Genomic DNA, 12,757 nt, shown 5'->3' on the forward strand with positions numbered 1-12,757 from the left:
AAAAGTTAAATAGGCACAAACGTTAACTGAATTGATTTATTCAATACGCGTTCAAGATGTTTCTTATATTTCGTTGCATTAAATTCTTCAAAGAATGGATCGTCTGTGTGAAAAATATTCAAACCAATGGTTCTTTTATGAACAAATGATACTTTTATTTTTTTAATAACATTTCTATCGGACGCATTCAGCCCGTAAGAAAACTTAAGAATAGCTCCAAGTAATTCATACTTAGATATTTCTTCTTTCTTTATCCAATGACTAAAAGGTTTTGCAAATTGTTTTAAGCTAGATTTAGATTGGAAGGAAGAAATAAAGGCCACTGCTAGCCGATCCATGTGAGAAAGACCGTCTATTGCTTGGTTTGTCAATAAATAGAAGGTGTGTTGACTTTTAGCCTCTGGGTGAATAGAACTCCCTATATAAAACACTTTGGCAGACCATTTCATAAGATCTAAATCTTCAGATGTTAGAGAAATGAGCTCGTGATGAAGCAATTCATGGACAAGGAAACTGGAAAGGACAGCAATATTTTTATGCTTCGTTATGTTTAAACTATAGTTTATCGATAATTGATAAAAGTTTTCCTCGGTAACGTTTGGAAAGTGACTAGTATTCAGTGGTTCCAAAAAAAGTTTGTAAAAAATGCCATCTCTTAAGCCTTTATTACTGACCACAAACTCATCTGCTCTCACATGATAAAGAAGTTCTTCTATGGCAGCTATGGCAGGCAGAATGATATCAGCACGATCTTTGGATAAACCATCTACCTTTTCCCTTTTGCTGAGGGGTAGACCAGAAAGTTTGCTCTGAACAGATGTGACATCGACTGTTGACATCTGATATTGATGAAGCCCGGATAAAGGATAAGAAATTATATTTTGATGGACGAGGGCGAGATTTCTCGCACTACCCCCAATACCTATAACAGGAACACTTTTGTCCTGAAGCCAAGGAAGGGAAGAGTAGGATTCTTTTAAAAATGATGTTAATTTTGTCCACTCTTCTTTAGTTGGGGTACTTCCAGCAACAAATTGGTTTTTTAATGTAATCGCCCCAAAAGGAAAACTGTGGGAATGCTGAAGAAGCCGATCTTTAAAATACGTTATTTCCGTACTGCCACCACCGATATCAATCGTAATTCCTTCTTCTAATTGTGTGGAATTTGTGACTGCTAAATACCCGTAATAGGCTTCTTCTTCTTCAGAAAGTATTTTTATATCAAAACTGGAGTATTTTCTCATAGCTTTTAGAATTTCTTGTTTATTCTTAGAATTTCTAATTGCCGCAGTTGCTACTCCTTTTACACGGGAAATACTATAATCTGCAAGAACTTCTTCAAATTTATGTAACGTTTTAATAATGATATCAATGCCTTCTTTCGACATGATGCCTTCTTTTGTGATATAACTACTTAATCTTGCGACAACCTTTAAGTTTTGAATCTCTTTATAGCAAGCCTTTTCATTAATATCGTAAACAACAAATCGAATGGAGTTTGAGCCCATATCGATGATTCCAATCTGCTCTGCTTTCATCATTAATGCCTCCTTATAACTATACCTATAGTATATAGGGGAAAGACATAAAATGCGAGAAACTGTTAAGATACGACACATCTCAAATGATTTACAAATTTAGCAGGCTCATGTATACTTTTGTGAGTAGTTAAATCGGAATGATTCTGATCATAAACATTGGAGGATCAACATGAAAAAAGAAAGACACCCATTAGCGATTGATGTAGAAGGGGTTTCATTTGCTTACAATCAAAGAAATGTCTTGGAAGGCATTCACTTAAAAATACCTCAAGGGTCTTTCTTAGGAATAGTTGGACCAAACGGATCAGGTAAATCTACATTAATTAAAAGTATATTAGGACTGTTAAAACCTAACGAGGGAACAGTGAAATTATTTGGGGAAGAGATTAACAAGTTCGACAGTTGGAGTCGAATAGGCTTTGTTTCTCAGAAGGCAAACAGTTTCAACAGTGGTTTTCCGGCAACTGTTTTTGAAGTAGTTTCAATGGGGTTGTTCGGTAAAATAGGTTTATTTCGCTTCATGACAAAGAAGTACAAACAAAAGGTGTATGAAGCAGTGAAGCAAGTCGGGATGGAAGAGTATTTATCTGAGAATATTGGTCAATTATCGGGGGGGCAGCAGCAAAGAGTATTTATAGCACGTGCGCTGGTAAGTGATCCTGATTTACTTATTTTAGATGAACCGACAGTTGGTGTGGATGCTAAATCAGTACGGAACTTTTATACGATGCTGAAAAAGCTTAATAATGAAAAAGGGATTACTTTGGTGCTCGTTACTCATGATATAGGTGCCATGTCTGAATATGTCACAGAGGTTGCCTGCTTAAATAAATGTCTTCATTTTCATGGAAACAAAGAAACATTTGAAAATAAAAAAGAAGAAATGATGTCAGCGATGTATGGTCATGATGTTAATCTATTAGAACACAATCATGAACATGATCACCATCATCATGACCATGACCACGATGATGTATGGAGAGATAAGCAATGATTGACGTTTTTTTTCAGTATGATTTTTTAATGTACTCTTTGTATACAAGTTTAATGATTGGTTTTTTAGCACCATTTCTTGGAGTATTTATTGTAGTACGCCGTCTTTCTTTAATGGCGGATGCTTTATCTCATATTACTTTGACTGGAATAGCGTTTAGTTTATTGCTTGGAAGGCATTATCCATTATTTGCAGCACTTAATCCGGTATATATGGGAATAGCTTTTTCGGTTACAGGTTCTATTTTTATTGAACGTTTAAGAAATGTCTATAAATTCTATAAAGAATTGGCGATTCCTATTATATTGTCAACGGGGATCGGTATAGGTGTTGTGTTTATTTCACTTGCCAATGGCTTTAATAATGACTTATTTAATTACTTGTTTGGAAGTGTTATAGCAATTAACAAACAGGATTTTTATGTTGTCATCATCGTTACAATTATTGTGACAGCATTGTTAATTTTGTTCTATAAGGAGTGGTTCTTTTTAAGCTTCGATGAAGAACAAGCAGTTATTTCCGGGATTCCTAGAAGAACGCTCCATTTTCTGTTTATGATTATGGTAGCGCTGGTTATAGGTATTTCGATGCAAATAGTAGGTATATTACTTGTTTCTGCATTAATGACTTTACCAGTAGCTGCTGCAATGAGGTGGGCAAGAGGCTTTAAACAAATGTTTTTCTATGCCATTCTATTTGGTGAAATTTCAGTACTAACAGGTCTCATTAGTGCCTTTCATCTCGATTTAGCACCGGGAGGGACTATTGTTATGGTTAATGTACTTATCCTGCTTGTTTCTATCACACTGACCAAAAAACGTTAGGCATTATAAAAAAGAAGTAAGGTGAGAAGGTTGGAAATATTAGAGCAATTAACATTTTTAGAACGAGGTGTGATCGCTGGTATTATTATAGGATTTTTAAGTCCATTAATCGGAGCCTTTTTGCTTGTAAGAAGTATGACGATTATTTCAGAAGGGCTCTCTCATATTACCCTCACTGGTATTACAGCGGGGATATTCATGAGTCAGAGTGCTTTTTGGTTAGGACCCGTCAATCCCTTATATACCGGACTCTTATTTTCATTGGCCGGTTCGCTCCTAGTCGAGAAACTTAGGCAGATTTACAAGGATTTTCAAGAGTTGGCTATTCCGATTATTCTTTCAACGGGGATCGGTATGAGTGCAATTTTAATTAGTTTAGTACAAAGCAGTTATACAGAATGGTACAGTTATCTTTTTGGAAGTATTGTTACAGTCACTTTATCCGACTTGTTTTTCATTGTCATCACTGGCATAGTGACCGTTGTTATTTTAGCAGGGTTTTACAAAGAATTATTATCTATTTCTTTTGACCAGGAATTTGCTGTCACTTCGGGGATCTCAGTTAAAAAAATAAACTTTTTATTCTCTCTACTCATTGCACTGGTGATTACTATGTCTATAAAAGTTGTAGGGATATTGCTTGTAGGTGCAATGGTTACACTGCCTGTTGCGGCAAGTATTCAGTTTGCAAAAAGCTTTCGCCAAGTAATATTCTTTGGTATTCTATTTGGAGAGATCTCTGTAATAGGTGGAATTGTCACTTCTTATTATTTAAATATAGCTACCGGTGGAATGATCGTTGTTTGCGGAGTTACCATACTTGTAGTATCTATCGTTGTCCAACGAATAATTGTACGTTTGAGGAAAACGGTTTAATTTCTAAGGGGGTTAATAGATGAATGTTGTAGAAGCAAAAGAACTGCTGAAAACAGAAGGCTATAAGCATACAGATAAACGAACAGACATTTTACAATTATTTTCGGATGAAAGCAGGTATTTAGCAGCAAAAGATGTTCTCGAAGCTCTGCAGAATAAGTATAATGGCTTGAGTTTTGACACGATTTATCGCAACTTATCCTTGTTTACCGAACTAGGCATCTTAGAAACCACAGATTTGGATGGTGAAAAGAAGTTTCGATTTTCTTGCTCGACTGATTATCATCATCACCACTTAATTTGTCTAGATTGTGGGAAAACAAAACATATTCATCAATGCCCTATGGATACGTCAATTATATCTGATGAAGGCTTTCAGATAATCGATCATAAATTTGAAGTGTACGGCTATTGTGAACAGTGTGGAGAACAAAAAAACGTTTGATAAACCCGCCGTCTTGGCGGGTTTATCTGTGTAGAATATGACTGAGTACCTGTTTTGATATAAGTCAGTTTTTTCAGAAAATCGTGGATACTTTTTGCTTTGCTTCTTTCCAATCAGCAACTCTAAAGACGTTGTTTGGTACAGGGAGCTGGTTATATGGGGTATTCATAAGTATTACTGGTATATGGCACTCTTCAGCAATATTACAAGCATTATCATGCTTGTCCTCAAAAAAAAAAAGATATCGACATTATGTTTTTTTACTGCATTCAACTTATCGTGTTGGCCTAGTAATTCAATGTGATCATAAGGCACCGTTAAACGGTGAAACCATTCTTCCGTGACGGTCTTGACCTCTTTAGGTCTTGCACTGATAAAATACAATTCATGATACTTTTTCCAATCAAGTAATGTATCTTTAGCATGTTCTGCCATTTCAGCTTGTTTGTAAATATTTTGTTCATGAACTTTCATCCAATCTAGAAACTGTTGCTTTGTTAAGCCCAGTATACCGCTAAGTTCATACTCGACGATATCATCCAGCGTGAGTTGTTTCTCGAAATGTTTGTTAAGGTACGGTAAGAATGTATCTGGATTAGTAATCGTTCCATCAATATCAATACCGAATCTGTATTTTCCCATCATGAACACCTTCTTTTAATAAATGATTTAATTTTAAAGCTGTTGTAGAAAATAGCATTTCGCAGGGCTAATGCCTGCCTTCTTCGTAATGTGTAATCTTTCCTCTTATGCTTTTATTGTCTCATACTCATACTAATTGTACACCTTGCATCTAAGAAAGGAGGGAAAAGTAATGATAAGTTATGATGAATTGGATGATGAAAAGATAGAGGACGATTTAGAAGAAGAATTGTTAGCGCATCATCAAGAGAAGCAAGAAGAAAAAGTTGATCAAGTGGTTCAAGAAGAACAAGGCTTACTAGGGGAAGATGAAACTGATAATCAAGATTTTTTAGAAGAAGATGAAACGGAAGATCAAGCGTTACAAGAAGCCCAAACGATAGAAGAAAGCTATAACGATGAATATCCGTTAGATCGACCGGAAGAAAGAGAAATAACAGAAGTGTATAGAGAAGAAACAGCAGCAGAGATTGCACCGAATGCAGGGGCTGGTATAGCTGGGTTTAGGGAACCGAGACCAGAAGCAGACGAGGGTAAAGAAGAAGTGACCAATGAGGAAGATACAAAAGCAGCCGGCAAAGGTGTCGGCGCATTAGGTATAGCTCTTTCCATTGTGTCACTATTTTTTCTGCCAGTTATATTTTCAATCGCAGGTATTATTTTCGGGGCAATCTCAGCTAAAAAGGATCATCCGGGAATAGGGTATACAGCAATTGGTATTGGAGCATTTTCTTTAATCATGAGTTTTTTCTTCGCACCTTTTGTCAGTTAGTGAACAACAAAAAAAAGAGAGAGGGCGACTTTAGAGTCACCCTCTTTCTGCTATTTCCATTTATTCTTGTTCTTGCAGTTTTTCTTTTTCTTTTGCATAATGTGCTTCGGCCAATATATTAATTTCTTTTTTCAATTCATCTACTAGTTCAGCTTCTGGAACCTTTCGGATCGTTTTCCCTTTTCGGAATAGAAGACCTTCTCCACGTGCCCCTGCAATACCTATATCTGCTTCTTTGGCTTCACCTGGACCATTTACAGCGCAACCTAAAACGGATACTTTTATCGGTGCCTTGATCGTTTGAAGATATTCCTCGACTTCATTAGCGATACTAATTAAATCAATTTCGATTCTTCCGCATGTAGGGCAAGAAACAAGAGTTGCAGCATTTGTTGCTAATCCGAATGTTTTAAGTAATTCTTTCGCTACTTTTATTTCTTCCACCGGATCTGCACTCAATGAGATGCGCATCGTGTTTCCTATTCCTTTACCTAACAGAATTCCGAGACCAGCCGAACTTTTAACTGTTCCTGCAAAAAGTGTGCCAGATTCCGTAATTCCTAGGTGAAGTGGATAGTCAAAAGCTTGAGCAGCTTTTTCATATGCTTCGACGGCTAAATTCACGTCGGATGCTTTCATAGAGACGATAATGTCGTGAAAATCTAGTTCTTCCAGTATTTTAATATGATGAAGAGCACTCTCGACCATACCATCAGCTGTAGGATAACCGTACTTCTCTAAAATACGATTTTCTAAAGAACCTGCGTTAACCCCGATTCGAATCGGAATTCCTTTAGCTTTAGCGGCGTTTACTACGGCTTCTACTTTATGCCTTTTGCCGATATTACCAGGATTAATTCTAATTTTATCGGCACCGCCTTCAATTGCCTTCAATGCTAAACGATAGTCGAAATGGATATCCACGACAAGCGGAATATTTATTCTTTTCTTTATTTCAGATATTGCTTCTGCATCTTTCATTTCTGGACAAGCTACACGTACGATTTGACAACCGGCTTCTTCAAGTCGGTTTATCTCTTCTACAGTAGCATCAACATCATGGGTTTTAGACATGGTCATACTTTGCATGATGACCTCATCACTACCTCCGATGGTTAAGGATCCTACTTTTACAGCTCGTGTATCTTTCCTGTGAGTCATTTGGGTCATTATTCATCATCGCCCCTTTTGCGCGTTTAGGTCAATAAAATATGTTCTATCGTATTACATTGTAACAACGCAGGAGAAGCGTGGCAAGAAGTATGATTAATTCGTAACATTATCTTTATACAATGGAAACTTATATTGTTCGTTTGCTATCAATTGATTAGCTGATATTTCAGGATTTAAGGTTTCAAAGTCTTCTAAAACTTCATGGATCGGGATAGCAAAAGGCTGCCCTTCATGAAGTTCTTGCACGATTCCATATACGGTTTGCCCGGGTTCAACAATTATCACTTGATTCGGGATAGCAACAGGAGGTGGTACTACTGATTCTTCTTCGTTAGAAACAGAATCGTTCTCTAAACTGGTTTGCGGAAGGGTAGTAGGAATAGAACCAGTTGTCAGATCAATCCTTACACAGAAACCAATGATAATTATAAGTAATATTGTTATTATTGGACGCATGGTAATCCTCCTTATAATTTGCCTTTGTTACCTTGAGTGTTTATTCATATATAAAAGAAAATGTTCTTATATTCTAATCTATGAAGCCCTATGTTAACTTATGACGAAATATCGTTGATAATATAGACATGCTAGAATTTTCCGGATAAACTCAACGGGATGTAACTTTTTGTAACTGTCAAACGTCTTAAAGAGAGTACAAATAAGAATGGAGGAGAAAAGTATTTATAAATGTTAAGACTTTTGTCTCTAGCTACTAGTAAATTAAGCGTTTATATTATTTGTGATATGATTTACAAAAGAAAAGGAGAATGATCGATGGATAAAATATATAGAGTGATGATTTCAACATTTGCTATTTGGATACTTTTTGTCTCGGTGAGCTTTGCTGATGCTGCACCAGGAGATGAAATAGTTACATTAGGAGAGGATCTGAATCCTCAACAACGATCCTCTTTACTAGATGAAATGAATGTAGACGAAGAAACAGCCATGATGATCTCAGTTAGTAATGAAGAGGAACACAAATATTTAGGGGAACATATTAGTGCTTCCATTATAGGGAGTAATGCCCTTTCATCTTCTAAGATTACTATGTTAGAAGCAGGAGAAGGCATTGATGTAGAAACGAATCGTATTAATTGGGTTTCTGAAGGAATGTATGCAAATGCTTTAATTACTGCAGGTGTTAAAGATGCTCAAATTTATGTTTCGGCTCCTTTTGATGTCTCTGGTACAGGAGCTTTAACTGGTCTTATTAAAGCTTATGAAGCATCAATAGATGAGGTTATACCTGAGGAACAAAAAGAAGTAGCAAATGAAGAGTTAGTTAAAACTGCCGAATTAGGCGAAGAATATGGTGTTGAAGACGCAACAGAACTAATGGCAAGAATAAAGGAAGCATTAGCGGAAGAAAATATTGAAACGGAAGAAGATTTAAGAGCTCTTATTCAGCGATTAGCGGATGAGCTGGGAATGACACTAACTGAAGAAGAACTTAATGGCCTTGTCTCTTTGTTTGATCGAATGAAAGATTTAAATATAGACTGGGACCAAGTTCAGGACCAGATTAGCCATATTCGTGAAAATATTGGAGATTTTTTAAGCAGTGAAGAAGGGCAAGGTTTCATTGACTCTATTTTAGAGTTTTTCAGCAGTTTAATTGATATTATTAGAGGTTGGTTTAGCTCTGAAGCTTTCTATATTCCAGAAACAAAGAAAACAGCTTAGTTAATCAAAGGCACTTCAAAAGTTTAAACTTTGAAGTGCCCTTTTTAACACTGAAATCTATAGTGTTACTGGGGATTAGAGATTATTTTTTCGTCGAACAGAGAGGCCCAAATCCGCTTTAGGCTGCTGTCCTCCCCGGGTAATGCTTCAGCCTTCTGTTTGTTTTTTAGTTCTTTTACTTTGAAACTAATGAAACTTTTTAGTTTTAGATTCGTATTTACACATATAAGGAAAACATTTGATACAATATAGACATCAGGATTTAGATTGAGAGGAGGAAACCATATGGAATTTTTAGATCAAGCTTCCATCGGGTTCTTAGTTATTTTCCTAGCGACGTTGCTAATATTCGGCGAAATAATGGTGAGGACAAAAGGATTATTCGGGTTGTTAGGTATTGCAATTATGACAATGTATTTCTCCTACCACCTAACCTCAATAGATGAGGGATTTTGGGTTGTCATACTTTACCTGATAGGATTATGTCTTGTTATTTTTGATGGTAAGGTGACCGGAGATGGTACGATAGCTTTTATAGGAATACTTCTAATGGTATTAGGATTGGCTCTCCCGGCACCGGATTTAGTATATGGTGTTTTGGTTGGATTGGCATTGATTATTGCAGCACCTAGTTCATATTTATTTACTAAGGTGTTCCGACCAAGAAAAATGTGGGAAAAGATGACGTTAAAAGACAAATTATCTAGTGAAAATGGATACAATTCAATGAACGATGATTATTATGAGTTAATTGGAAAAATGGGAGTAACCAAAACGCCTTTTCGACCAACAGGGACTGTGGAAATTGACGGTAAGTTATTCAGCGCCACTTCGGATAATCTTTGGATTAATGAAGAGGTAAGTGTGAAGATAATTTCTGTTGATGGGACGAGAATTTTAATAGCGCCAGAGAATAAGTAAAGTAACTAGGAAATCAGCACAGAAAATTTCTTATTAAATGCCAATACTATTGAAACGCTTGGATAAATTATATCCAAGCGTTTTAATTTACTTGGTTTTCGTAATTTGGATATCAATTTATAGTAAATTCTAAAGAAATTCACATAAGCAAATCTTTGAAAGAGTAACTTATAATTAGATTCTTTCTCAGTAATATGAAAAAAGGTGAGTAAAAAGATGTGTTTTGAAGCACATGACAAATTCCCCTAAAATTTTCTAATTATATAGTCTATAATTTAGATACTCTTCGCTATTTATTACTAAATATAGGGTGATTAGTTGTGGTTTTGAGATGTAAATGAATAAATACATACATATTCTAGTAAATGGCAAATCTATTGAAAAATAGAGACGCAAAGTTTCGGGTCTAAGGGGTATTGGCATTTCCTATGATTGCTGAACTGTCTAGTCGGTTAAAAAGTCCCGTTAGGAGGAGTTAACTATTAGGATGGAAAAACAATACCGGTATCAGCTAGATGAAGAATGGACAGATCTAATACTACAAGCAAAAAATTTAGGTTTGAAAACCGAAGAGGTAAGGGAGTTTTTATTAATAACGATAACCAAAAAAAGTGAATTGCGTCAGGACAAAATTTAAGTTCTGCATCATATCTGTTTTATTGTATAGAATAAGTCCGTAGCACCTTGGAAATACCTGGTGCTACAGAAATTTGATGGGTTTAAGGTTATAATCATGTGTTTTTTATGATTGTTGCTGTTGTTTTGGTAAATCTTCCACAATTCTCTCGTGATGCAATAAAGGACTAAGAGGTAAATCTAACGTTAAGAATATACGCTTTACTACATCAATTGAAGGGTTTTTCTTCATATTACGTTCTAAATAGCTTAAATAAGATTTAGATACTCCAGTCTTTCTAGATAATTCTGATAACGTATACCCTTTTTCTTTACGGCGTCGCTTGATCATTTCACTAATCACTTTCATTCCTCCTTGAATGTATATTGCACTTAGTTCATTATAACGCACAAACGTAAATATCGGAAAAATGAAAAAGGAAGTAAATGTGAGCATGTACTATATAAAAGACGATAACTGTTCGTTATATAGTAATTATAACGAATTATGAGGTTTTATATTTTATTTTTCATTCTGTATAATGTACATTATATAACTTTATAAAGAACGTCATTTTAGTAATTTACTTAAGGCAAAATAAAAAGCCCCGCGAAGGACTTTCATTATTTTTTATTTATTTTCCATTTGTTAAATTCCAGAAACTCTTTAAACTCGTCTTTTGACACACCTGAATCCATCGCTTCTCTAACTAAAGCTTGCCATTCATTATCAAGATTACTGGTATGTATATTGTCTAAATCTGATTCATCTTTCAATAATACATTCATATCAATATGTAAGACGGTAGCTATTTTTTCTAGAAACTGAATAGATGGATTTGTTTGTATATTTCTTTCTAATGCACTTAAATATGACTTTGCAACACTTGCTCTATCAGCTAATTCAGTCATAGATAATCCGGCTTCTTTCCGGTATTTTTTAACACGCTCTCCTATCATTTGAGGCCCCCTTAAAAGTCTTAAACACCAGCTAGCCTTGGTGTTGGTTTATATCAAGAACTTTACTGTTCGTTATATAATATTAATATATCACATTTTTTAATGAAAAACCTCTAAATTACATTAATTAAGAATTAATGTTAAAAGAAGATGTATTACGGGAGTCTATTATACTTTTTAAACATCCTTAAAAGCGATGAACAAATCTAGTTAAGTTCGTGCGAATTGGTTTATTGTAGAATGATATTCAAAATTTGAGCGAGCCCTTTAGAGGATTCGCTCAAATTTTGTTTTTAGTGGCTTTAATTTAGCTGAGAACTAAATTTGTGGTTGTTGTGGATCTGAAGGTTTATCACTTATTGGTTTTTGTTTTGGTTTAGGTATATTTCTTAAAACTAGGTTAATCATAACGATAGCGATGACCCAGTATATAGCAAAAGAAAAAGGAATATTTAAACCAATAGCATCAAAGACCGCGAAAATTATAGTTGGTAACGTTACCGCATAAGCGGAGAGTACCCAGCCTTGTTTAAAGTTTAGCTGGTTAGCAGTTTTTCGTTTCAATAGAAGGGTAATAACAGACAAAGTAAAGATACCGATAAATTTCAAAGCTGTTGTAAATAAATACAGTCCTATAATCATGACACCGATTATTAACGGTAAGAGTTCTCCGAAAGTTTCTATGTGTTCTGATAGTTCTGCTTTTGATATGTCTGTACCTAGGTCCTGATAACTTACAGGTTGGGGATTCCCTTCAATAACCAATACAGCTTCCCGATCTAATAGTGCAAAAGCAGTTTGATACTCATTTAAATCTAATGGTGTGAGCTCTCCTGTGGGATCAAAAATGATCACCGTATTATCGTTTTCTGTAATAATTGGTTCCTCTACATCAGACTTAAGAATTCCATTCTCAACGGAGAAATCAGGAATAGACTCTTCCAAATTTGTACTTACGTACGTATAAAGATTGTTAACATTGGCACCTAATTGAATGGAAAAAGGGATAGATGTGATTAGCATGAGGAAAAATACATAAAGAATTGTTTTGCCAATTTTTTGCATACGAAATTTTGCAATAGTTTCCGGAGAATGTAAACTGCTAATAAATTGTTTAAATATATTCATTTGTTCACTCCTTGGTTTATTTATGTAAATTATTTGGTTAATGACTCTTATTCTAAAGGAACATATCATAATGGACAAGTAAACTTTCCTTGTGTTTTTTTGAGTTGGTTTATAAACTTAATATAATCTTTACAATTCATTAATATTTTATTAATAATTAAAGTTTACGATAGTAAAGGT

Annotated in this window: 14 protein-coding genes, 1 pseudogene and 1 riboswitch; of the genes and pseudogenes, 8 read left to right on the top strand and 7 right to left on the bottom strand. The window is 35.1% G+C overall.

Translation table 11 applies throughout. The annotated features are described in order from the left end of the window. Positions 1 to 5: 5 nt before the first annotated feature. A complete protein-coding gene (locus tag ACHABW_RS02225) occupies positions 6 to 1,541 on the bottom strand; it encodes a Ppx/GppA phosphatase family protein (RefSeq protein WP_435753852.1) in 1,536 nt (511 codons plus the stop codon). Between the two features lie 169 nt (positions 1,542 to 1,710). Between ACHABW_RS02225 and ACHABW_RS02230 the strand changes: the two genes are divergently transcribed. Genes ACHABW_RS02230 through ACHABW_RS02245 form a run of 4 tightly spaced genes read left to right on the top strand, consistent with a single transcriptional unit; the run spans position 1,711 to position 4,680 of the window. Beyond that, positions 1,711 to 2,535, top strand: a complete 825-nt coding sequence (locus tag ACHABW_RS02230; RefSeq protein ID WP_110936659.1) for a metal ABC transporter ATP-binding protein — start codon at positions 1,711 to 1,713, stop codon at positions 2,533 to 2,535. Then, positions 2,532 to 3,359: a metal ABC transporter permease gene (locus ACHABW_RS02235; RefSeq protein WP_110936658.1), complete on the top strand. Its 828-nt coding sequence runs from the start codon at positions 2,532 to 2,534 to the stop codon at positions 3,357 to 3,359. The genes ACHABW_RS02230 and ACHABW_RS02235 overlap by 4 nt, the downstream gene beginning before the upstream one ends. Positions 3,360 to 3,389: 30 nt before the next feature. Next, positions 3,390 to 4,235 (top strand): metal ABC transporter permease, encoded by an 846-nt coding sequence (locus tag ACHABW_RS02240; RefSeq protein WP_435753853.1) that lies wholly within the window; start codon positions 3,390 to 3,392, stop codon positions 4,233 to 4,235. Positions 4,236 to 4,254: 19 nt separating this feature from the next. Then, a complete protein-coding gene (locus ACHABW_RS02245) occupies positions 4,255 to 4,680 on the top strand; it encodes a Fur family transcriptional regulator (RefSeq protein ID WP_110936656.1) in 426 nt (141 codons plus the stop codon). Between the two features lie 73 nt (positions 4,681 to 4,753). On the opposite strand, the pseudogene ACHABW_RS02250 reads toward ACHABW_RS02245, so the two are convergent. Next, positions 4,754 to 5,322 (bottom strand): annotated as a pseudogene (locus ACHABW_RS02250) (hypothetical protein). Between the two features lie 172 nt (positions 5,323 to 5,494). On the opposite strand from ACHABW_RS02250, the gene ACHABW_RS02255 reads away from it, so the two are divergent. Beyond that, a complete protein-coding gene (locus tag ACHABW_RS02255; RefSeq protein ID WP_435753854.1) occupies positions 5,495 to 6,094 on the top strand; it encodes a DUF4190 domain-containing protein in 600 nt (199 codons plus the stop codon). 60 nt (positions 6,095 to 6,154) lie between these two features. On the opposite strand, the gene ispG is transcribed toward ACHABW_RS02255, so the two are convergent. Beyond that, on the bottom strand, positions 6,155 to 7,264 hold the full coding sequence (ispG, locus tag ACHABW_RS02260) for a flavodoxin-dependent (E)-4-hydroxy-3-methylbut-2-enyl-diphosphate synthase (RefSeq protein ID WP_435753855.1): 1,110 nt from the start codon (positions 7,262 to 7,264) through the stop codon (positions 6,155 to 6,157). 96 nt (positions 7,265 to 7,360) lie between these two features. After that, a complete protein-coding gene (locus ACHABW_RS02265) occupies positions 7,361 to 7,723 on the bottom strand; it encodes a hypothetical protein (RefSeq protein WP_435753856.1) in 363 nt (120 codons plus the stop codon). 318 nt (positions 7,724 to 8,041) lie between these two features. Between ACHABW_RS02265 and ACHABW_RS02270 the strand changes: the two genes are divergently transcribed. The 3 genes from ACHABW_RS02270 (at position 8,042) to ACHABW_RS02280 (ending at position 10,511) form a co-directional block, all read left to right on the top strand. After that, positions 8,042 to 8,953 (top strand): DUF1002 domain-containing protein, encoded by a 912-nt coding sequence (locus tag ACHABW_RS02270; protein ID WP_110936651.1) that lies wholly within the window; start codon positions 8,042 to 8,044, stop codon positions 8,951 to 8,953. Positions 8,954 to 9,238: 285 nt separating this feature from the next. After that, on the top strand, positions 9,239 to 9,874 hold the full coding sequence (locus tag ACHABW_RS02275) for an NfeD family protein (RefSeq protein ID WP_435753857.1): 636 nt from the start codon (positions 9,239 to 9,241) through the stop codon (positions 9,872 to 9,874). 357 nt (positions 9,875 to 10,231) lie between these two features. Further along, positions 10,232 to 10,322, top strand: a riboswitch (cyclic di-GMP riboswitch). Between the two features lie 39 nt (positions 10,323 to 10,361). Then, the gene (locus ACHABW_RS02280; RefSeq protein WP_435753858.1) at positions 10,362 to 10,511 is read left to right on the top strand and encodes an anti-repressor SinI family protein; all 150 of its coding nucleotides are present in this window, start codon (positions 10,362 to 10,364) and stop codon (positions 10,509 to 10,511) included. A 105-nt stretch (positions 10,512 to 10,616) separates the two neighbouring features. On the opposite strand, the gene ACHABW_RS02285 is transcribed toward ACHABW_RS02280, so the two are convergent. The 3 genes from ACHABW_RS02285 to ACHABW_RS02295 form a co-directional block, all read right to left on the bottom strand. Further along, positions 10,617 to 10,859 (bottom strand): helix-turn-helix domain-containing protein, encoded by a 243-nt coding sequence (locus ACHABW_RS02285; protein ID WP_110936648.1) that lies wholly within the window; start codon positions 10,857 to 10,859, stop codon positions 10,617 to 10,619. A 254-nt stretch (positions 10,860 to 11,113) separates the two neighbouring features. Then, entirely contained in the window at positions 11,114 to 11,449 is a 336-nt protein-coding gene (locus ACHABW_RS02290; RefSeq protein ID WP_110936647.1) for a helix-turn-helix domain-containing protein, read from the bottom strand. Positions 11,450 to 11,767: 318 nt separating this feature from the next. After that, the gene (locus ACHABW_RS02295; RefSeq protein WP_435753859.1) at positions 11,768 to 12,577 is read right to left on the bottom strand and encodes a DUF1189 domain-containing protein; all 810 of its coding nucleotides are present in this window, start codon (positions 12,575 to 12,577) and stop codon (positions 11,768 to 11,770) included. Between the last annotated feature and the right edge of the window lie 180 nt (positions 12,578 to 12,757).

It is taken from the genome of Salipaludibacillus sp. CF4.18 (assembly GCF_051262595.1).
Classification (GTDB): Bacteria; Bacillota; Bacilli; order Bacillales; family Salisediminibacteriaceae; genus Salipaludibacillus; species Salipaludibacillus neizhouensis.